This window comes from Lentzea sp. NPDC051213 (genome assembly GCF_044455585.1).
GTDB lineage: Bacteria > Actinomycetota > Actinomycetes > Mycobacteriales > Pseudonocardiaceae > Lentzea.
Window position 1 is genome coordinate 120,224 of sequence record NZ_JBITEX010000005.1, and the last position, 20,175, is coordinate 140,398.

20 protein-coding genes are annotated in these 20,175 nt (G+C 68.0%); 10 read left to right on the forward strand and 10 right to left on the reverse strand.

All coding sequences use genetic code 11. The features are described 5' to 3' along the window. Positions 1-66: 66 nt before the first annotated feature. A complete protein-coding gene (locus ACIA8G_RS22875) occupies positions 67-648 on the forward strand; it encodes a hypothetical protein (protein WP_396420668.1) in 582 nt (193 codons plus the stop codon). On the opposite strand, the gene ACIA8G_RS22880 is transcribed toward ACIA8G_RS22875, so the two are convergent. After that, positions 597-1,226 (reverse strand): HAD family hydrolase, encoded by a 630-nt coding sequence (locus ACIA8G_RS22880; protein WP_396420669.1) that lies wholly within the window; start codon positions 1,224-1,226, stop codon positions 597-599. The genes ACIA8G_RS22875 and ACIA8G_RS22880 overlap by 52 nt on opposite strands. A 66-nt stretch (positions 1,227-1,292) precedes the next feature. On the opposite strand from ACIA8G_RS22880, the gene ACIA8G_RS22885 reads away from it, so the two are divergent. The 5 genes from ACIA8G_RS22885 (at position 1,293) to ACIA8G_RS22905 (ending at position 8,111) form a co-directional block, all read left to right on the forward strand. After that, the gene (locus ACIA8G_RS22885; protein WP_396420670.1) at positions 1,293-2,459 is read left to right on the forward strand and encodes an MFS transporter; all 1,167 of its coding nucleotides are present in this window, start codon (positions 1,293-1,295) and stop codon (positions 2,457-2,459) included. Positions 2,460-2,523: 64 nt separating this feature from the next. Beyond that, positions 2,524-4,542, forward strand: coding sequence for a PhoX family protein (locus ACIA8G_RS22890; protein WP_396420671.1), 2,019 nt, complete (start codon positions 2,524-2,526; stop codon positions 4,540-4,542). 129 nt (positions 4,543-4,671) lie between these two features. Beyond that, positions 4,672-6,765 (forward strand): PhoX family protein, encoded by a 2,094-nt coding sequence (locus ACIA8G_RS22895; protein WP_396420672.1) that lies wholly within the window; start codon positions 4,672-4,674, stop codon positions 6,763-6,765. A 128-nt stretch (positions 6,766-6,893) separates the two neighbouring features. Further along, complete coding sequence (locus ACIA8G_RS22900) at positions 6,894-7,436, forward strand: DUF3455 domain-containing protein (protein ID WP_396420673.1); 543 nt, start codon at positions 6,894-6,896, stop codon at positions 7,434-7,436. Positions 7,437-7,571: 135 nt separating this feature from the next. Further along, complete coding sequence (locus ACIA8G_RS22905; protein ID WP_396420674.1) at positions 7,572-8,111, forward strand: DUF3455 domain-containing protein; 540 nt, start codon at positions 7,572-7,574, stop codon at positions 8,109-8,111. Here ACIA8G_RS22905 and ACIA8G_RS22910 read toward each other — a convergent pair. Then, positions 8,084-9,259, reverse strand: coding sequence for an MFS transporter (locus tag ACIA8G_RS22910; RefSeq protein ID WP_396420675.1), 1,176 nt, complete (start codon positions 9,257-9,259; stop codon positions 8,084-8,086). The two genes, ACIA8G_RS22905 and ACIA8G_RS22910, sit on opposite strands and share 28 nt — an antisense overlap. A gap of 14 nt (positions 9,260-9,273) precedes the next feature. Between ACIA8G_RS22910 and ACIA8G_RS22915 the strand changes: the two genes are divergently transcribed. Beyond that, positions 9,274-9,951, forward strand: a complete 678-nt coding sequence (locus ACIA8G_RS22915; RefSeq protein ID WP_396420676.1) for an SDR family oxidoreductase — start codon at positions 9,274-9,276, stop codon at positions 9,949-9,951. Between the two features lie 30 nt (positions 9,952-9,981). On the opposite strand, the gene ACIA8G_RS22920 is transcribed toward ACIA8G_RS22915, so the two are convergent. Next, a complete protein-coding gene (locus tag ACIA8G_RS22920; protein WP_396420677.1) occupies positions 9,982-11,295 on the reverse strand; it encodes an amidohydrolase family protein in 1,314 nt (437 codons plus the stop codon). Positions 11,296-11,517: 222 nt separating this feature from the next. On the opposite strand from ACIA8G_RS22920, the gene ACIA8G_RS22925 reads away from it, so the two are divergent. Beyond that, positions 11,518-11,724: a hypothetical protein gene (locus ACIA8G_RS22925; protein ID WP_396420678.1), complete on the forward strand. Its 207-nt coding sequence runs from the start codon at positions 11,518-11,520 to the stop codon at positions 11,722-11,724. A 1-nt stretch (position 11,725) separates the two neighbouring features. Here ACIA8G_RS22925 and ACIA8G_RS22930 read toward each other — a convergent pair whose 3' ends face one another. The 4 genes from ACIA8G_RS22930 to ACIA8G_RS22945 form a co-directional block, all read right to left on the reverse strand. Further along, positions 11,726-12,895 (reverse strand): sensor histidine kinase, encoded by a 1,170-nt coding sequence (locus ACIA8G_RS22930; protein WP_396420679.1) that lies wholly within the window; start codon positions 12,893-12,895, stop codon positions 11,726-11,728. Between the two features lie 299 nt (positions 12,896-13,194). Further along, on the reverse strand, positions 13,195-14,301 hold the full coding sequence (locus ACIA8G_RS22935) for a nitric oxide synthase oxygenase (RefSeq protein ID WP_396420680.1): 1,107 nt from the start codon (positions 14,299-14,301) through the stop codon (positions 13,195-13,197). Between the two features lie 132 nt (positions 14,302-14,433). Next, positions 14,434-15,078, reverse strand: coding sequence for a tRNA (guanosine(46)-N7)-methyltransferase TrmB (gene trmB, locus ACIA8G_RS22940; RefSeq protein ID WP_396421256.1), 645 nt, complete (start codon positions 15,076-15,078; stop codon positions 14,434-14,436). A 68-nt stretch (positions 15,079-15,146) separates the two neighbouring features. Then, positions 15,147-15,659 carry a hypothetical protein gene (locus ACIA8G_RS22945; protein WP_396420681.1) on the reverse strand — a complete coding sequence of 171 codons (513 nt, stop codon included), beginning with the start codon at positions 15,657-15,659 and terminating at the stop codon, positions 15,147-15,149. Between the two features lie 155 nt (positions 15,660-15,814). Between ACIA8G_RS22945 and mycP the strand changes: the two genes are divergently transcribed. After that, entirely contained in the window at positions 15,815-16,990 is a 1,176-nt protein-coding gene (gene mycP, locus ACIA8G_RS22950) for a type VII secretion-associated serine protease mycosin (protein WP_396420682.1), read from the forward strand. Here the strand turns inward: mycP and ACIA8G_RS22955 are convergent. From ACIA8G_RS22955 to ACIA8G_RS22965, 3 genes are all read right to left on the reverse strand, one after another. Continuing rightward, a complete protein-coding gene (locus ACIA8G_RS22955; protein ID WP_396420683.1) occupies positions 16,956-17,858 on the reverse strand; it encodes an ABC transporter ATP-binding protein in 903 nt (300 codons plus the stop codon). The two genes, mycP and ACIA8G_RS22955, sit on opposite strands and share 35 nt — an antisense overlap. Before the next feature lie 82 nt (positions 17,859-17,940). Further along, complete coding sequence (locus ACIA8G_RS22960) at positions 17,941-18,690, reverse strand: hypothetical protein (RefSeq protein ID WP_396420685.1); 750 nt, start codon at positions 18,688-18,690, stop codon at positions 17,941-17,943. A 5-nt stretch (positions 18,691-18,695) separates the two neighbouring features. Further along, complete coding sequence (locus tag ACIA8G_RS22965; RefSeq protein WP_396420686.1) at positions 18,696-19,607, reverse strand: ABC transporter ATP-binding protein; 912 nt, start codon at positions 19,605-19,607, stop codon at positions 18,696-18,698. Positions 19,608-19,738: 131 nt separating this feature from the next. Between ACIA8G_RS22965 and ACIA8G_RS22970 the strand changes: the two genes are divergently transcribed. Then, positions 19,739-20,173, forward strand: coding sequence for a PPOX class F420-dependent oxidoreductase (locus ACIA8G_RS22970; protein ID WP_396420687.1), 435 nt, complete (start codon positions 19,739-19,741; stop codon positions 20,171-20,173). The last annotated feature ends 2 nt before the right edge of the window (positions 20,174-20,175 follow it).

Genomic DNA, 20,175 nt, shown 5'->3' on the forward strand with positions numbered 1-20,175 from the left:
GGGTCGAATCGCCTGAGAGTGGGCGAGTCTAGTCGGACAAGAGGTGATCACCGCTAGGTTCGCGCGGTGCGCACCCTGCTCGTCGCCCTCCCCGGCCTGGTCCTCGCCACCATCGGCCTGACCCACCCCCACCACCTCGACGGCGACACCGCCCAGTGGTGGCGCGACATGCACATCATCCTGGCGGTGATCTTCCCGCTCCTCGGTGCGGCGCAATGGGTTCTGCTCGAAGACACCCCGATGCCCGTGCGCTACGCAGGCCGCCTCGCCGCCTTCGGCTACGTCGTCTTCTACGGCGCGCTGGACGCGTTGGCGGGCATCGGCGGCGGCGCCATGACCATGGCCACGAACGGCCGCACCGACGCGAGCCTGCCGGTGTTCAAGATCGGCAACCAGCTCGGGCACGTCGGTGCGTGGTGCTTCTTCGCGGCCAGCATCGCCATCGCGGTCTGCGCGCTGCTCAAGCACAAGCTCAGGGCCATCCCCGGAGCCATCTTCCTGCTTACCGGCAGCTTCCTGTTCCTCAGCAGCCACATCTACTGGCCGAAGGGCGTCATCGCCTGCCTGTGCATCGCGATCGGCATGGCCGCGATCAGCTACGTCAGCGCGCCCGGCAGGTCGGCGATCGAGGACAGCACCGTCACCTGAGCCAGCACGGCGGGGTCCGGCGGGAAATGCGGGTTCGGCACGGCGAGCACGGTCATCCCCGCTGCCAGCGCGGCCTTCAGTCCGTTCGTCGAATCCTCGACGGCGTAACAGGAAGTGGCGGAAACCCCGAGCCGCGAGGCCGCCAGCAGGTAGACGTCCGGCGACGGCTTGCCCGCGGCGCACTCTTCGGACGACACCGCGACGGGCACCGGCAACCCGGTCACCTCGAGGAACACCTTGATCAGCACCGCCGGTGCCGAGGAAGCGATCGCGACGGGGAATCGGGACGCGACCGCGCGCACGGTGTCCACGGCGCCGGGGATCACCGGCAGATGGGCCGCGTACGCCTTCTCCATCGAGGCGATCACGCCGGCCGAAGCCTCCTCGGGCGTGAGCTGCACCCCGACGGAGGACACGAGGTACGAGGCCCACTCGGGGGTCGACATCCCCTGCATGTCACGGGTGGCCGTGGCCGTCCACGTGCCGCCGTGCGCGGCGGCGAACGACTGGCGCACCTCGTCCCACACCTGTTCGGAGTCGATCAGCACGCCGTCGAGGTCGAAGATCACCGCATCCACCTCCGAACCGTACCCTGTGGCGCAGGATACTTAGCTACACGAAGTAATAAATGTTAGGGTAGCTAAGTGAATTTCAAGGCTCAGCCCAAGCAGGTGTGGATCACGGCCTTCGCCGCGGTCATCGCTTTCATGGGGATCGGGCTCGTGGACCCGATCCTGTTGTCCATCGCAGAGGGTCTGCACGCAACACCCGCGCAGGTCACCCTCCTCTTCTCCTCCTACCTCGGCGTTCAGGTCGTCGCGATGCTGTTCACCGGCGCCGCGAGTGCGCGGTTCGGGGCCAAGCGGACGCTCGTCGGCGGGCTCGCGCTGATCGTCGTCGCCACGCTGGCGTGCGCGGCGGCGGGGAGCATCGGCCAGCTCGTGGGACTGCGGGCCGTCTGGGGGCTCGGCAACGCGTTCTTCATCGCGACCGCGCTCAGCGTCATCGTCGGCGCGGCCAGCGGCGGGCAGAAGGGCGCGATCCTGCTCTACGAGGCCGCCCTCGGCCTTGGTCTGAGCGTCGGGCCGCTGCTCGGTGCACTGCTCGGCAGCTTCTCGTGGCGCGGGCCGTTCCTCGGCACCGCCGTTCTGATGGCCATCGCGCTGGTCCTCTGCGTGATCTTCCTGGCCAAGGACTCCCACCACGAACGGCAGAAGATCGGCTTGCTCGACCCGCTCAAGGCACTCAAGAACCCGGTCCTGCTGCGCACGTCGATCGGTGCCGCGCTCTACACGGCCGCGTTCTTCACGGTTCTCGCGTGGTCGCCGTTCGTCCTGCGCTGGGGCGCAGTCGAGATCGGACTGATCTTCTTCGGCTGGGGTGTGGGCGTTGCGCTGTCGAGCGTCTTCCTCGCTCCCCGGCTCGCCGACAGGATCGGCGAGAAGCGCGCGATCATCGGTTCGGTCCTCGCCTTCGCGGTGCTCATGCTGCTGATGGCCGTGCCGAGCAAGCCGTTGCTGGTGGTCGCCGTGATCGTGAGCGGCCTGGTCAGCGGCCTGCTGAACACCCTGTTCACCGGTACCGCCATGAGCGTCAGCGACGCGCCGCGGCCGGTTGCGAGCGCTGGTTACAACTTCCTGCGCTGGCTCGGCGGTGCCCTCGCGGCGACGTTCGTCAGCCACCTCGCCTCGCCGTTCGTCGTGGCGGCCGTCCTCTGCGTCCTCGCGGCGGGGCTGCTCACGCTGAACCGGACGGACACGCGGGAGATTCCGGACGAAGCGATCGTCAGGTCAGAACAACTGGTGGGTTAACAAAGGGTGAACTGCAGCATACGGTCGGTACCGGTTCCCGGACCGACTGTAGGAGGCCACCACCATGATCCCTCTGCCGCTCGCCAACCACCGCATCGGCAGAGCAGCGGTGACGTGCGAGTACCGCTGCGGAGATGCCTGTTTCCACGAGGTGCCCAACACCTCGGACAACCCCTACTTCGGGGACCTCGTCAGCCGTCGCGCCGCGCTCAAGGCAGGCGCTGTGATCGCCGCGGCCGCGACGGTCGCACTGCCGGCCACCGCGGCGGCGGAACCTGAGGCCCAGTCCCACGGCCGCCCACCGCGGGGACTCGACTTCAAGCCCGTCGAGGTCAACACCAAGGACGAGGTCGTCATCCCCGAGGGCTACCAGCAGGGCGTCGTGATCCGCTGGGGCGACCCGCTCTTCCCCGGCGTGCCGGAGTTCGACTTCGACAACCAGACCGCGGCCAAGCAGGCCAGGCAGTTCGGCTTCAACTGCGACTTCGCGGCGATCCTGCCGCAGGACCCGCTCGGGCTGACCGGGATCATGGTCACGAACCACGAGTACACCAGCGAGCCCTTCATGTTCCGCGGCTACAGCGCCGCGAACCCCACCGAGGAGCAGGTCAAGATCGCCTGGGCCGCGCACGGCCTTTCGGTGTTCATGGTCAAGCGCTCGCTGTTCTCCGGCCACTACCGGCCGCGCTTCAGCAAGTACAACCGCCGCATCACGTTGCACACGCCGTTCGAGGTGCGTGGCCCGGCCGCGGGCAGCGACCTGCTCAAGACCTCGGTCGACCCCCAGGGCAAGACCGTGCTCGGCACGATCAACAACTGCTCCGGCGGCGTCACGCCGTGGGGCACGATCCTGTCCGGCGAGGAGAACTTCAACCAGTACTTCGCCAACGCCGCCGGGCGCAACGACCCGAGGCTCACTCGCTACGGCGTCACCGGCACGGCGACGACGCGCAAGTGGGAGCGCTTCGACAAGCGCTGGGACCTCGCGCAGGAACCCAACGAGGTCAACAGGTTCGGCTGGGTCATCGAGCTCGACCCCAACGACCCGGACTCCACGCCGGTCAAGCACACGCACCTCGGCCGGTTCAAGCACGAGACCGCGAACGTGCGCATCGCCGACGACGGCCGCGTCGTCGCGTACTCCGGTGACGACGAGCGGTTCGAGTACATCTACAAGTTCATCTCGAACGGCAAAGTCAAGCGCGGCAACAGCAAGGCCGCGCGCCGCCACAACATGACGCTGCTCGACGACGGCACGCTCTACGTCGCGCGGTTCAAGGGTGACAGCCCGGCAAGCGAGATCGACGGCACCGGAAAGCTGCCCAGCGACGGGAAGTTCGACGGCACCGGTGAGTGGATCCCGTTGGCAGCGGGCAAGAAGTCGTTCGTGCCTGGGATGTCCGCCGAAGAGGTGTACGTCTTCACGCGCATCGCGGCGGACAAGGTCGGCGCGACCAAGATGGACCGTCCCGAGGACATCGAGACGCACCCGCGCACCGGCACGGTCTACTGCGCGCTCAGCAACAACGTCGAGCGCGGCCTGCCAGGCAAGGAGGGCGGGACCGAGCCGAACCCGCGGGTGAACAACCGGCACGGGCAGGTGCTGGAGCTGATCGAACGACGCAGCGACGCGCTGGCGCTGACGTTCAACTGGAACCTGTTCATGGTGTGCGGTTTCCCGAACGACCCCAACACCTACTTCGGCGGCTACGACAAGTCGAAGGTCAGCCCGATCTCCAGCCCGGACAACGTGGCGTTCGACCGGCACGGCAACCTGTGGATCTCCACGGACGCCGACGGCAAGCTGGACGGGTTGAACGACGGCCTCTACGGCGTGCCGCTGGAAGGACCGGAGCGAGGCCACCTCAAGCTGTTCCTCACGGTGCCGCGCGGTGGTGAGACGTGCGGCCCGATCATCGGCGAGCGGGTGATCACCGTGTGCGTCCAGCACCCCGGTGAGGTGGACGGCGCGAGCGCCGACAAGCCCGCCTCCAACTGGCCGGACCGGGGTGACTCGCGGCCTCGTCCGTCGGTCGTCGCGGTGTGGCGAGAAGGCCATCGTCAGCTGGGTGAAATCGGTTGATCACCCAGCGTTGCCCGATCGTTCGGGAGTAGCGCGTGTTCGCCTGCCGTTCACCTCCTGGACGGCAGGCGAACTCGTTGGGCTCTTAGGTTCGGCCAGTTCCCACACTGACCGATCTCGGAGGCCTGCGTGTCTTCATCCACCGATCGGGGCCGCCGCCTGCTGCCCCTGCTCCCGACGAACCACCCGCTCGGGCGTCAGGCCGTCACCTGCGAGTTCCGCTGTGGCAACGCCTGTGCGCACGAAGCGCCCAACTCGTCGCAGAACGCGTACTTCGGCGACGTCGTCAAGGAGGTCGTGAGCCGCCGCGGCATGCTCAAGGCGGGCGCGGTCGTCGCGGTCGCCGGCGCCGGTGCGCTCGCGATGTCCGGCTCGGCCGCCGCAGCCCCGGTAAACGTCGACGTCGACCTGAACCTCGGGTTCGGCCACAACAACGACGGACTCAACTTCGAGCCGGTGCTGCCCAACACCCTCGACCAGATCACGGTGCCCAAGGGGTTCCAGCAGGACGTCGTCATCCGCTGGGGTGACGCGGTGCTGCCGGACGCGCCCGCGTTCGACTTCGACAACCAGACGCCAGAAGCGCAGGCGAAGCAGTTCGGCTTCAACAACGACTTCTGCGGCCTCGTCCCGGTGCCCGGCTACCACGACAGCTGGCTCATGGTGAGCAACCACGAGTACACGACCGAGTCCTTCATGTTCAAGGACTGGGCCGCGGACAAGGTCACCGAGAAGCACGCCAAGATCGCGTGGGCCGCGCACGGCCTGTCGGTCGTGATGGTCGACCGCGACCCCCGCACGGGCAAGCTCTTCGTCTGCCCGGACGACATGGAGAAGTACAACCGCCGGATCACGCTCACCACGCCGTTCGAGGTGCGTGGCCCCGCGGCCGGCTCGAAGTTCCTCAAGACCTCCGCCGACCCGACCGGCAAGACCGTGCTGGGCACGCAGAACAACTGCTCCGGCGGCGTCACGCCGTGGGGCACGATCGTGTCCGGCGAGGAGAACTTCAACCAGTACTTCGCCAACGCCAACCTGGTCACCGACCCGGACACGAAGGCCAAGTTCGTCCGCTACGGAATCAGCGGTGGCGCGTCGCTGCGCAAGTGGGAGAAGTTCGACAAGCGCTTCGACCTCGCGCAGGAGCCGAACGAGGCCAACCGCTTCGGCTGGATCGTCGAGATCGACCCGCTCGACCCGAAGTCGACGCCGGTCAAGCACACCGCGCTCGGCCGCTTCAAGCACGAGGGCGCGAACGTCATCGTCGCGAAGGACGGCCGCGTCGTCGCGTACATGGGTGACGACGAGCGCTTCGACTACATGTACAAGTTCGTCACCGACGAGCGCATGCAGAAGGGTGACTCGAAGCGCGCCCGCGAGCACAACAAGAAGCTGCTGGACAAGGGCACGCTCTACGTCGCCAAGTTCACCGGTGACAGCCCGGCCGCGGAGATCATCGGCGACGGCACGCTGCCCAAGGACGGCGAGTTCGACGGCACCGGCGAGTGGATCGCCCTGGCGCACAACGACAAGTCGTTCGTGCCGGGCTTCACCGCCGAGGAGGTGTACGTCTTCACGCGGCTGGCCGCGGACAAGATGGGCGCCACGAAGATGGACCGTCCGGAGGACGTCGAGCCCTCGAAGCACAACCGCCGGATCTACGCCGCGCTGACCAACAACACCGACCGCGGCAAGGCGGGCAAGGAAGGCCCGACCGAGATCAACCCGCGCAACGCCAACAAGCACGGCCACATCCTCGAGATCGAGGAGCGCCGCAGCGACAACACGGCGCTGGTGTTCTCGTGGAAGCTGCTGCTGGTCTGCGGTGACCCGAAGGACCCCGGCACGTACTTCGGCGGCTACGACAAGTCGCAGGTCAGCGCGATCTCGTGCCCGGACAACGTCGCGTTCGACTCGCACGGCAACCTGTGGATCTCCACGGACGGCAACGCCCTGGGGTCCAACGACGGCCTGTTCGCGCTGCCCGTCGCCGGCAAGCGCCGCGGGTTCGTGAAGCAGTTCCTCACGGTGTCCAAGGGCGCGGAGACCTGCGGTCCGGTCATCACCGAGGACTTCGTGCTGGTGTCCGTGCAGCACCCCGGTGAGCTCGACGGCGCTTCGGCGAACAACCCGCTCTCGCACTGGCCGGACGGTGGCACCTCGCAGCCGCGTCCGTCCGTCGCGGTGGTGTGGCGCAAGGACCGTCGCAAGATCTGCGACTGATCCTCCGACTGTGCGCTGGGTCACTCAACCGGAATGAACCGGTGCAGCCATCTGTCCGTGTGATGGGTGGCTGCACCGCGGACAGCCGACGGGAACGTCCACAATGGCTGTCTACTTTGGAGTGAGCTGTGAAGCGTGTTGGTCTTTTCGTTGGTACTGCTGCTCTTCTGGGTCTTGCTGCGTGCGGCACCACCGCCGGCACCGCAACCCCGACCCCGGTCGCCCAGGCCGACAAGGACGTCCCTGTCGCGGCCGCCGTCCAGGTTCCGGCCGGTCAGCAGCTCGTCGGCAAGTACCAGGCCGAGGGTGTCCAGACGTACAGCTGCACCGGCAACGCGTGGAAGGGCCTGGAGCCCGCCGCGACCCTGGTGGACAAGGACGGCAAGCCGATCATCCTGCACTCCCGCGGCCCGATCTGGGTGTCCACAGTGGACGGCAGCGCGGTAGAGGCGACGCCGGTCGACGGTGCGAAGAACGACATCAAGGGCGCCGTCCCCGAGCTCCTGCTGAAGACCAAGACCGTGCGCGGCGACGGCCTGTTCGGCAAGGTCAGCTACATCCAGCGCCTCGCCACCGAGGGCGGCGTTGCTCCGTCCGGCGGCTGCAAGGCCGGCGCCCAGATCTCCGTGCCCTACAAGGCGCTCTACACGTTCTTCGCTCCTGCTGCCTGAGTACGCGCGGTACGCATCGTCTCACTAGGTGAAGTCGTTTGAACCGGTGCGGTCACCTGCACGTTAGCCCTGGTGGCTGCACCGCGGACAGCCAAGACACGTCGCACTGTCTGTTCTGTCCACTAGGAGTAAGTGATGAAACGTGCTGGGCTCGTGCTCGTCGCAACAGCTCTGATCGGCGTCGGAGCAGGAGTGGCAGGCTCCACCGCCGCGCCGACGCCGGAAGCCATGGACGTATCAGAAGCGCAGGTCGCGTCCGCGGTGAAAGTTCCGCCAGGCAACAAGCTCGTCGCCAAGTTCTACGCCAAGGGTGTGCAGACCTACAGCTGTGTGACCGGCGCCTGGAAGGGGCTGGAGCCCGCAGCCACCCTGGCTGACCGGCTCGGCCGTGCGGTCGCGCTGCACTCACGTGGTCCGATCTGGGTGTCCACGATCGATGGCAGCGCGGTCGAGGCCGCTCCGGTCGACGGTGCCCGCAACGAGGTTCCCGGAGCCGTTCCGGAGCTCCTGCTGAAGGCCAAGTCGACCAGGGGCGCGGGGGTGTTCGGCGGCGTCAGCTACGTGCAGCGCCTCGCGACCAAGGGCGGCCTCGCCCCGACGGGCGGATGCCAGGAAGGTACCCAGACGTCCGTGCACTACGAGGCGCTCTACACCTTCTCCGTGCCCGCTCTCTGAACCAGCGCGACCACGGCTGCGCTGATCATCGTGATGCCGACGACCCAGAGGCCGGTCTTCTGGGTCCCGGTGATGTCACGCAACCATCCGGTGACGTAAGGCGCGACGAAGCCACTCACGTTGCCCAGTGAGTTGATCAACGCGATCCCGCCCGCCGCGGCCGTGCCGCCCAGAAAGCTCGTGGGAAGTGCCCAGAACGTGGGCAGGGCGGCACAAACACCGATGGCGCAGACCGAGACGGCGACCATCGCGGCGACGGGGTTGCTGAGGTAGAGCGCGACGGGGATGGCCGCTCCCCCGAGCAACATCGGCGCGGCAACGTGCCACTTCCGTTCTCCGGTGCGGTCTCCGTGCCTGGCCCACAGGACCATGGCGACCGCACCGAGGACGTACGGAATAGCGTTGATCAACCCGCGCTCGACGATGCCGGCGTTCGGCGCCAGGCCCTTGATGATCGTGGGCAGGAAGAACCCCAGGGTGTACAGCCCGTACACGATCCCGAAGTACACGAAGCTCAACGCCAGGATCCGCGGGTGCGTGAGGGCCTTGCGCAGCGGCCAGTGCTCCTTCGCCGGCTCCTCGATCGCGGTCTCCGGCTTGTCCGGCAACCAGAACCACGTCACGAACGCCAGCGCGATCGCGGGCAGTCCCTCGATCAGGAACATCGTGCGCCAGTCAGTCCACTGGATCAGCAACCCGCTGAGCGTGGCCCCGAGCGCGGTCGAGATCGGCACCGCCATCATGAACAGCGCGACGATTCGCGCCCGTTCCTTCTCCGGGAACCAGTACGTCAGGTACAGGATGATGCCGGGAAAGAACCCGGCCTCCGCCACACCCAGCAGAAACCGCAGGACGATCAGCACGGTTCCGTTGGGCACGAACGCCATGGCCGTGGCGACGATCCCCCAGCTGATCATGATCCGGGCGATCCACTTCCGCGCCCCGAACCGGTGCAACGCCAGGTTGCTGGGCACCTCGAGCAGGAGGTACCCGATGAAGAACACCCCGGAGGCGAACCCGAACGCCGTCGCCGTCAGCTTCAGCTCGTCCGACATCCCGTTCGGCCCGGCGAACCCGATGTTGACCCGGTCGAGGTAGTTGACGAAGTACAGCAGGCACAGGAACGGGACCAGCCACTTCTTCGGCACGTTACGGTTCCCCCATGAGTGATCGTCCGGTCGCCCTCGTCACCGGGGCATCCAGCGGAATCGGCTCGGCCATCGCCCGCAGTCTGGCCCCAACTCACGATCTTCTGCTAGGTGGACGCGACGAAACGTCCCTCTCACTGGTCGCCGCCGAACTGCCCGGCGCGCAGGCGTGGCCGTTCGACCTGACGAACGTGGCCAGCGCGGACCTGGGTCCGTTGCAGCGCCTGGACGTTCTCGTGCACAGCGCGGGCGTCGCGCTGCTCGGCCCGCTCGCCGAGGCGTCCCCCGCCGACTGGCGCACGACGTTCGACGTGAACGTCTTCGCCGTCGCCGAACTGACGAACCTGGTGCTGCCACAGCTTCGAGCCGCCTCAGGCCACGTCGTGCTGATCAACTCGGGCGCCGGCCTGAACGCCAATCCGGGCTGGGGCGTGTACGCGGCCTCGAAGTTCGCCCTGCGCGCCTACGCCGACGCCCTGCGCGCCGACGAGCCGTCGTTGCGGGTGACCTCGGTCTTCCCCGGCCGGACCGCCACGCCGATGCAGCAGGACGTGCGCCGCCAGGAAGGCGGCGACTACGACTCCTCGCAGTACATCGACCCGGCGTCGGTGGGACGGGCGGTGGCGTCAGCCGTGCTGGCGACGCCCGACGCGCACATCACCGACGTGATGGTGCGCCCCCGGCCGAGGTGAGTTGTCCACGGGCCCGTCAACAGCCTGTGGTCAGAGGTTGACGCTCCGCAAGCGGGAGGCAACGGCGGTCACTCCGGCCTGAGCCTCCCGCCGATCCACCCGAGTGGACTCCCCACCTGCGACGACGTGGTCGCCGGCGACCCACACGTCGGTGACCCGCCGGGCTCCGGAAGCCCAGACGAGGTTCGCCAGCAGCTGGGAGTCGGGCGCGTCCAGCCCGGTCGCGAAGGCGGGGTCGTCGACGTCGATGTGCACGACATCGCCCCAACGCCCGGCCTCCAACGCCCCGATGTCCTCGCGGCCGAGAGCCGCGGCCCCGCCCCGAGTCGCCATCAGCAACGCCTGCGCGGCACCCAGCACCGTCGCGTCCATCGCGGAGACCCGCGCGAACAGCGCCGCCAGTCGTGCCTCCTCGAGCAGGTCGAGGTCGTCATTGGACGCGGGTCCGTCGGTGCCGAGTCCGACGTTCACGCCCGCGTTCAGCAGCGCCGGCACCCGCGCGATGCCGGAGGCCAGCTTCGCGTTGGAACCGGGGCAGTGCGCCACACCGACGCCGTACGACGCGTACAGCGCGATGTCGTCATCGGACAGATGCACCGAGTGCGCGGACAGCACTCGCCCGCCCAGCACGTCCGAAGCCTTCAGCAACGCCGGCACCGAGCCGTACTCGGCCCGCTGCGCGAGGTCCTCCTCCGGCGACTCGGCGACGTGCACCATCAGCAACGCCTCGCGCGCCCGAGCCTCCTCGGCCACGGCGGTCAGCATCGAGGGCGCCAGCGTGTACGCGGAGTGCGGACCGTAGGCCAGTTCCACCCGCTCGCCCGGCCCGAACCGCAGCCCGTCGGCGTCGATCCACGACGTCATCTCGTCCATCAGCGACCGCCACGACATGCCGGGCACGTCGAGGATCGCCGCGCCGAACACCACGCGTGACCCGGCGGCCAGGATCGAGGACACCAGCTCCGGTCCGTGGAAGTACATCTCGGCCGAGGTGGTGACGCCGTGCCGCAGCATCTCCACAGCGCCGAGCAGCATGCCCGTACCGACGTCGGCCGCGGTCATCTGCGCCTCGTTGGGCCACATCTGTTCCTGCAACCACCGCAGCAGCGGCAGGTCGCTGCCCAGGCCGCGCAGCACCGTCATCGGGCTGTGCGCGTGGGTGTTCACCAGACCGGGCAGCAGGATTCCGGTCAGCTGCCGGACCTCGCCGTCGAAGGCCGGCGCGTCGGCAGAACCACCCACAAAGGTGATCCGACCGTCCACGACGTCCACGACCGCGTCCCGCAACACGGAGCAGGACGGGTCGCAGGGCAGGACCACCGGAGCGTGCAGGCGCAGTGACATGCGGAGAATCTTCCCATTGTGATCCCAGTCACAAGCAGGCATGGGTCGGTGACGAATGGGAATCCTGATCCCGTCGGGCGCGGGCCGACCCCCAGGGTCCGCCCCGGCCTTTAACTCCTCCCCAACCAAGGGGCCTGTCGCGCTAGTTGCGACAGGCCCCTTGTGCATCCGCACGCAACCACGGACGGGACAAGGGCGTCACATGATCATGTCGAAGAAGCCGTGCACGTCCAGTGGAGACTTCCGGCGCGCGCAGAAGCCCGCCACCCCCAAGCCGCCGACTCGGCGCTGAGTTGGCATGATCACATCGCACGGGTACGGCGTGATCATGCGGAGGCATCAGTGGCCGACATCGACCCACAGAACGACGACCAGTTCAGCGATGCCGAGATGACGAAGGAGTTCGACGTCATCCGCGAGGACAGCTGAGCTACGAGATCGGCAGTTCGGCGCGGACCGTCCATCCAGTCGGTTCGCGTCGGCCTGCGGAGAACGTCCCGCCGAGCAGTTCCGCGCGTTCACGCATGCCGATGATGCCGTAACCTCCCGAGCCCCCAACGGGAACGCCGGAAGCGATCCCGTCGTCGGACACGGCAAGGAACAGCACACCGTCCCTTGAGGACAGCGAAACATCCACTGAGGACACTGCCGCCGCGTGTTTCTGGGTGTTCGTCAGCGATTCCTGCACCAACCGCAGCACCGAGCGGGCCAGCTCCTGCGGCACCGCGTCCTGCAGGTCGAACGAAAGCCGCACCGGCAGCCCGGACTCCGCCGCCAGCGAGCGCACGTCGTCCACCAGCGACGAGGACGCGGCCGGTCCGGAGGATTCGCCGTCCCGCAACGTCCCGACCAGCCGCCGCATCGCGGTCAGCGCCTCGTAGCCGGACGCCTCGATGGTCGGCAGCACCTGCTCGGCGGTCTCGCGACTCATCTGGCCAGCCTGCGCGTGCACCACGATCGCCGTCACGTAGTGCGCCACCACGTCGTGCAGTTCACGGGCCAGCGCAAGGCGTTCCGCGTTCTGGGCCGCGGCGACGGAAGCGGCCAACTGAGACGTGCGTTCGTTGTCGCGGGCCCGGAAGTACAGGCCAGTCCCGACCGCCACCACGAGCATGAGGACCGCGCCGAACAGGTAACCCGGCACGTCGGGTGTGTACTCGTAGCGGTAGTACTCCTGCGGCGCCACGATCGGGTAGCCGATGAACTCCGCGGCCACCATCGCCACCACGACGAGCGCGCTGCCGGACACCGCGTACCAGCGCGATGCCTCGCGGACGACGATCGCGATGGTCGCCATGGCCGCGCCCGTCACGGAGATCGACGCACCGCTGACGAAGAAGTGCGGATGCATCGGGACGCCGATGAACCGCAGGTAGATCGCCGTGAAGGTGATCGCGGCAGCGAGTGCGAGCGTCGCGTCGAACGGGCGGCGAGGCGCCAGCACCGCGATCGCGCAGATCACCGCGACCCCGGGAGCCTGCCACCAGGGGTTCGTGAAGTCCGCGGTGATCAGTTCGAGCGACGCGATGAAGGCCAGTGAGAGCGCCAGCGGCCACTGGCGTTTGGCGAGCAACCGCCAGTTCAGTTCCGTGCTCTCCACCCGGTACACGGTAAAGCCGGAAGGCTGATCCCGCGTCCGACCGGGGTCTACCTACGGGTCAGCCATAAGGCTGAGTGGGCGACCTGCGGAAATACCCTCCCGGCGGATGCCGGATGACGACGCGGTAACGGACTCTGGAGGAGCGAAAGTCGGGGAATGGAGGACGCCATGTTGTCAGTTGTGTTCACTTGGGCCGCCGCGGTGGTCGGCCTGTTGGTCCTTGCACTGATGGCCCTGTCGGGCGTGATGATCGACTCTCAGCGTTAGAGATCGACCGCGATCAGCGTGTGATGGGGAAGTCAGGCGCTGGTCAGGGAATGTTGCAGGCGAAGCAGTTCCGCCAGCCTGCTGGTCGGTTGAGGACGGGTTTCGTCCAACGCGGCCGTGAACCTCGCCGGCGCACCGGTGCGGGCACGGGCCGCGGCGGCCGGGTCCAGGCGGAAAGCGGGCCTGGCCGCGGAAGGACGTTGGCGAGAGCGCAACCACGCGAGGCGGTGCAAGGCCTCCGCGTGGTGGTCGGTGATGGTGACGGACGCCTTGTCGAATGAGTGCAGCACTGCCGCGTTCAGGTGAACGGTCGCGAAGTCCCGCCACAGCGTGCGTTCGGATGAAGTGTCCAAACCCAACGCGTCGGCGACCTCGCGCGCCACACCGTATGCGCCTTCTTCGGCGAGCGAACGAGTGCCGATCTCGGCGCCCACGAACCAGGAGTTGAACGGCGCGGCCGGGTAGTTCACGCCGCCGATCGACAGCCGCATGTTCGAGATGACCGGAACCGCGTGCCAGCGCAGGCCCATCTCGCCGAACCACGGCAAAGTCGGGTGCTCCAGCGGAACCTCGTGCACGATCTCCTGCGGCAAGGTGAACAGCCGCGATCCTTCGTGCTCGGTCTCCACCACCAACGGCAGCAGGTCGAAGCGCGATCGCCGGGCAGGCGGCCGCCATCCCATGCCCTGCATGGTCTCGGTGAACTGGGTGAAGCGACGGTCCCCCATGCCGTCGGCGTACCCGGCGTACCGGATCAGCTGCTCGTTCCAGATCACCGGACCCGGCGAACCGGGAGCGTCCGGCGCGAACACCGTGACCAGCGGCCGGATCTCGCCGCCGTTCGTCGCGAGCCGCAGGTGCTCGACGCACTCGCCCGCCACAGCCGCGGCGTTGCGATAGCCGCGCAGATCGCGGACTTTGAGCCGCCGCCACGGCACACCCGAGGTGCACCAACCGGAATCTCGCAACGCGATCCGCGCGCCGTACGCGAGTTCGTTGGTGGTGTGGCGGTAGGTTCCGGTCTCGGCGATCTCGGCGCGCACCTGGGCGATGCGGGCGGACAACGAGCCTGCGTCTGAGTGCGCCGCGTGGAACATGCGGACGAACTCCTCCGCAACGGGGAGGACGTCGGGGGTCACGGAGCGAGAACCTATGGCCGGAACGACCTCACGCGTCACTGCCACTCGGGGCATTTCGGGTGATCAACACGTGCCACCCCATCGAGTGAACGCTCGACCGAGTGTGCTCACTCGAACGGCTTGAGACCTCGATCAGGTGAGGTCGTTCCGCTTGAACATCAGGTCGTGCGACACGCGCCCCTCGTTCACCGCACGCTGCTCGAACTTCGTGACGGGCCGCCAGTCCGGCCGTGGCGCCCAGTCGTCGAACATGTTCGTGAGCAAACGCTCCCCGGAACACACCTCGAGCATCTGCTCCGCGTAGTGCTCCCAGTCCGTCGCGAGGTGCAGCACCCCGCCCGGCGAGAGCCGCGACGCGAGCAGCGACACGAACTCCGGCTGCACCAGTCGGCGCTTGTGGTGCTTCTTCTTCGGCCACGGGTCCGGGAAGAAGATCCGCACGCCGTGCAACGACCCCGGCGCGATGTGGTCGGTCAGCAGGTCGACGGCGTCACCGCGCAGCACGCGCAGGTTGTCGAGCCCGCCGAGGTGCTCGCCGCGCAGCAGCAGCTGGGCCAGGCCGGGCTTGTAGACCTCGACGGCCACGTAGTTGAGCTCGGGCGCCGCCGCCACGAGCTGGGAGGTCGTCTCGCCCATGCCGGAACCGATCTCCAGCAGCACGGGCGCGGAACGGCCGAACCACGAGTCGAAGTCCAGCGGTCCCTCGGGCAACGCTTTCACGTCGTTGCCCATCTTCTCCCAGTACGTGTCCCAGGCGCGCTCCTGCCCCACGGTCATGCGCTCGCCGCGCTGGACGAAGCTGACGATGGAACGGGGGAACTCAGGCCTGGTCACGACCGAGAAGTCTAAGCAATGAGTTCGATGTCCTCGATCTGCGCACGCAGGTCGGCGACCGTGAAGTCGATGGGCTGGGGCCGGCCAGGCCCGCGATGGGCGGGCACCAGGTGGATCCAGCCGCGGTGCGAGGCCGTGAACTGCACGGTCGTCGGCGTCGCCGGACCGTAGACACCGGTCTCGGACGGCACGAACTCCCAGTACCCGACCTCGCCGTGGTCGACCCACGGCACGAAGACCCAGCCGGGACGTGAGGACAGCAGTTCGGTCACCGCGTCTTCGAGGGCGTGACCTTCGGCACGTGAGGAGAGCTTGCCGCGATCCAGCGCACGCAGCCACCACGGCGCGGGTGCGTCACCGACCGCGTTCACCGCGCGGTACGTCGCGAGGACCTGCTTCTCGTCCGCTTTGTTCACCCAGGACCGGCGGAGCTCTGCCGGTGCGTTGGCCAGGTCAGGAGAGTTCGGGACTTCGAGCGCGTCAGACCACTCGAGGCTGAGCATTGCTTCGACACGGACCGCCACAGGCCACCTCCGGCACGGGGATAACCCAATTGAACGCGAATCCAAACGCCGGTGTTGTCTGGAAAGGGGCATTTCACGGCTTGTTAACACCACTCTTACGCAACGTGTGACCCCAGGCACGTTGCGCTGTGGGTTGGAAACACGATGTAGCTGACGTGCACCTGGTTCCCGCGCTCGCCGTCGCGCTGCCGTTGCTGCTCGCCGCGCAGACGATCGAGGAGCAGGAGTGGCATCTCGACGCGCTCGACATCTACTCCGCGCAGGACCAGAGCCGCGGTGACGGCGTGGTGGTCGCGGTGATCGACTCCGGCGTCGACGCCAAGCACCCCGACCTCTCCGGCCGCGTCTTACCCGGTACCGGCTTCGGCAGCTCGAAGGGCAGCGACGGCACGACCGACCCCGACGGCCACGGCACCGGGATGGCCGGGATCATCGCCGCGACCGGCCGCAACGGCGGCGCGCTCGGCATCGCGCCCGGCGCCAAGATCCTGCCGATCGCGAGCGCCGAGAAGGAGCAGTTCACGCTCGACGTCGTCGCGGAGAGCATCAGGTGGGCGGCCGACCACGGCGCCAAGGTCATCAACATGTCCCTGGGCTTCTCCAGCTCGATGACGCCGAGCCTCGTCAAGGCCGTGAACTACGCGATCGAGAAGGACGTCGTCCTCGTCGCCGCCACCGGCAACGAGGGCAAGGAGGTCTCCGCGCCCGCCAACATCGGCGGTGTGATCGCGGTCGCGGGCACCGACCGCCAGGGCAAGCCGTGGAAGTCCTCCAACATCGGCGCCGACACCGCGATCGCGGCGCCGGCGGAGGGCATCGTCACCGCCGCGCCGGAAAGCGTCTTCGCCAGCGGCTATGCCGAGATGGACGGCACGAGCGCGGCGTCGGCGATCGTGTCCGGTGTCGCGGCGCTGGTGCGGGGGAAGCATCCGCAGATGCCGGCCAAGGACGTCGTCAACGCGCTGATCAAGACCGCGAAGGACATGGCGGAACCCGGCCGCGACGAGACGACCGGGTTCGGCATGGTCAACCCGATGGGCGCGCTGACCGCCCAGCTTCCGCCGGTGGAGCGCAACCCGTTGCTGCCGCCGCCGCGGCCGTCGACGACGCCGACCACTCCTGTCGCCGCGGCGCAACAACGTGCCGCGCAGCCGGCCGTGAGGATGACGGACCGGCTGCCGTTCGTCGCCGCCGTGGCGGGTGGGACCGCGGTGCTGACGGGGCTGCTGATCGCGTTGCCCGCCATCAGGTCACGCCGCCCGCGGCCGCAGGCCGTCGTGCACGTGCTGGCACCCGTCAGTGGGCGTGATACTCCACCGATTCACTGGTGAGCTGCATGAAGGCCTCCTCCAGCGACCCGCGCTGAGGGCTGAGCTCGTGCAGCACGATCTGGTTCTCCGCCGCGATCTCACCGATGCGCGGCGCCGGAAGTCCGTGCACCACAAGGGCTCCGTCGACCGCGTCCTCGGTGACCGTGGCACCGGCCGCGAGGATCTCGCGCAGCTTCAACGCGTGCGGTGAGCGCACCCGGACGTGGTCCTGGGTGGCGTCGCTGATGAACTGCTCGGTGGTGGTCTGCGCGATCAGCCGGCCCCTGCCGATCACGATGAGGTCCTGCGCGGTCTGCGCCATCTCCGAGAGCAGGTGGCTCGACACGAACACGGTGCGGCCCTCGTCCGCGAGCCGGTGCATGAACTGCCGGATCCAGAGGATGCCCTCGGGGTCGAGGCCGTTGACCGGTTCGTCGAACAGCAGCACCTCCGGGTCGCCGAGCAGCGCGCCCGCGATGCCGAGCCGCTGGGACATGCCGAGCGAGAAGCCACCGGCCTTCTTGCCGCCGACCTCGGTCAGCCCGACGATCTCCAGCACCTCGTCGACGCGGCTGACCGGGATCTTGTTGGAGACCGCGAGCCACTTCAGGTGCGAACGCGCGGATCGGTTGGGGTGCACCCACTTCGCGTCGAGCAACGCGCCGATCTTGCGCAACGGCTGCTTGAGCTCGGAGTAGTACTTCCCGTCGATCGTGACGTCTCCACCGGTGGGGGTGTCGAGGCCGAGGATCATCCGCATGGTCGTGGACTTGCCGGCACCGTTGGGGCCGAGAAAGCCCGTGACACGGCCGGGTTTGATGGTGAACGACAGGTCGTCCACGGCCTTCGTCCTGCCGTAGTGCTTGCGCAGCCGCACTGCCTGGATCATGACCACTCCGTTCGCTCGAAAGACTGATCGGGGCGCGGTCATCCCCCCGAAGGATGACCGCGCCCCGCTCCCCCTCAGTTGGTCACGCGTCCCGCCGCTTGGCGACGATCAGGGCGACCACCAGCAACGCGACCGCGATGCCGGCGTAGTAGCCGAGCGAACCCCACTGGCTCAGCTTGAAGACGACGCCCGCCGGTTCGGCGTTGAGCTCGTTCGAGCCCGTCTGCATCGCGAGGAAGTTGTCCGCGTTCATGAACGGCAGCCAGGCCTGGATCTTCACGCCGACCTTGGGGATGATCCCGACCAGGTTCTCCAGCAGCATCGACCAGACCAGCAGGATCGCCACGGCGCCCGCGGTGTGGCGAACGAGGATGCCGACCGCGACCGCGATGATCGCGCCGATCGCGAACATCAGGCCGACGCCCGCGACGTGCCGCCATTCCGCGCCTGTGTTGATCGCCAGGTCGGCGCTGGGCTTGATCACCTTCGCCATCGCCCACGAGCCGAAGGCGACGATCTCACCGATCACGCCGGCCACGAGGGCGACGACCGCCGTCTTGGCGACCAGTGCCGACGTGCGGTTCGGCACCGCGAGGAACGTCGAGCGGATCGTGCCGAAGCGGTACTCGGTGGTGACCGCGAGCGCGCCGAGCACGAGCACGACGACCAGCGCGAGCCTGCTGCCCGCCTGCGTGAGGTCGATGCCCACGGTCTCGGAGTTCGCCGCGATCAACGCCGTGAATCCGATCGACATGGCGATCGCGAGAGCCGTGCACCAGTAGGGCGACCGGGTCGAGAAGAGCTTGATTCTCTCAACTGCCAACAGGGTCATCAGACTCACTTCCCGATCTCTGCGTGGTACTCGACAGCATCTCCGGTGAGCTCCATGAACGCCTCTTCAAGCGAGCCGCGCTGCGGGCTCAGCTCGTGCAGGACGACACCGTTCGCTGCCGCGATGTCACCGATCTGGTCACTACTGGCACCCGATACGGACAACGCGCCGTCCGCGCCGTCACGAACCGTGAACCCCTTGTCCACCAGAAGCGGGCCGAGCTTGAACAACTGAGGGCTGCGCACCAGCACGGAGTTCCCCGTCGAGCGGTCGATGAACTCGCTCGTGCTGCTCTGCGAGATCAGCTTCCCCCGGCCGATCACCACGAGGTCGCTCGCCGTCAGCGCCATCTCGGACAGCAGGTGGCTCGACACCAGGACCGTGCGGCCCTCGGCGGCGAGGTTCTGCATGAACGTGCGGATCCAGAGGATGCCCTCCGGGTCCAGGCCGTTGACCGGCTCGTCGAACAGCAGCACCTGCGGGTCGCCGAGCAGTGCCGCGGCGATCCCCAGCCGCTGCGACATGCCGAGCGAGAACCCGCCCGCCTTCTTGCGGGCGACCTGGCTGAGGCCGACCGCGTCGAGCACGAAGTCCACGCGCTTGTCCGGCAGGCCGTTGGACTTGGCGAGCCAGCGGAGGTGGGCGCGCGCCGAACGGTTCGGGTGCACCCACTTGGCGTCGAGCAGCGCGCCGACCGTCCGCAGTGGACGGTGCAGTTCGGTGTAGGGCTTGCCGTCGATCAGCACGCGGCCTGCCGTCGGACGGTCGAGCCCCAGGATCATGCGCATCGTGGTGGACTTGCCGGCGCCGTTCGGACCGAGGAACCCGGTCACCCGTCCAGGCTGGACGGTGAACGACAGGTCGTCGACCGCGACCGTCCTGCCGTATCTCTTGGTGAGGCCGATTGCCTCGATCATTGGCTTTCCCCTCTCGGTGATGGGGACAACTCTGCTGGTCCGAGGGGGTCTGCCACATCGGCCTGCGGTCTTCGGCCGCGTCAACTTCCGTCGCCGGGTGCCGCTACCTCCGTCGTAGTTGAATGAGCCACATGGGATACACGGAAGCTCCCGAAGGCTGGTGGCGCGAGTTCGTGCTGGCCACGCCCGCCCGCACCGGCAAGCTCGCGGTCACCCGCAAGGACGGTTCACCGCACGTCGCACCGGTGTGGGTCGACGTCGACGGCCCCGATCTCGTCTTCCTGACCGCGCGCGAGACCCTTAAGGGCAGGTCGATCCTGCGCGACGGCCGGGTGGCCCTGTGCTTCGACGACGAGCGGCCGCCGTTCAACTTCGTCACCATCACCGGCCAGGCGGTCACCGACGAGGATCCCGAGCAGCTCAAGTACTGGGCGGGCCGCACCGCGGCCCGCTACATGGGTGCCGACAAGGCCGACCACTACGCCGAGCGCAACGGCGTGCCCGGCGAGATGGTCGTGCGGGTGAAGATCGACAAGATCGTCGCCAGGGTGAACATCGCGGACTAGGC

Coding starts and splice junctions, on each gene's coding strand:
- ACIA8G_RS22905 (WP_396420674.1), top strand. CDS start 7,572: ATGAAACGTGCTGGGCTCGTGCTCGTCGCAACAGCTCTGATCGGCGTC.
- ACIA8G_RS22890 (WP_396420671.1), top strand. CDS start 2,524: ATGATCCCTCTGCCGCTCGCCAACCACCGCATCGGCAGAGCAGCGGTG.
- ACIA8G_RS22915 (WP_396420676.1), top strand. CDS start 9,274: ATGAGTGATCGTCCGGTCGCCCTCGTCACCGGGGCATCCAGCGGAATC.
- ACIA8G_RS22920 (WP_396420677.1), bottom strand. CDS start 11,295: ATGTCACTGCGCCTGCACGCTCCGGTGGTCCTGCCCTGCGACCCGTCC.
- ACIA8G_RS22965 (WP_396420686.1), bottom strand. CDS start 19,607: ATGATCGAGGCAATCGGCCTCACCAAGAGATACGGCAGGACGGTCGCG.
- ACIA8G_RS22955 (WP_396420683.1), bottom strand. CDS start 17,858: ATGATCCAGGCAGTGCGGCTGCGCAAGCACTACGGCAGGACGAAGGCC.
- ACIA8G_RS22960 (WP_396420685.1), bottom strand. CDS start 18,690: ATGACCCTGTTGGCAGTTGAGAGAATCAAGCTCTTCTCGACCCGGTCG.
- trmB (WP_396421256.1), bottom strand. CDS start 15,078: ATGACCGTGGGGCAGGAGCGCGCCTGGGACACGTACTGGGAGAAGATG.
- ACIA8G_RS22970 (WP_396420687.1), top strand. CDS start 19,739: ATGGGATACACGGAAGCTCCCGAAGGCTGGTGGCGCGAGTTCGTGCTG.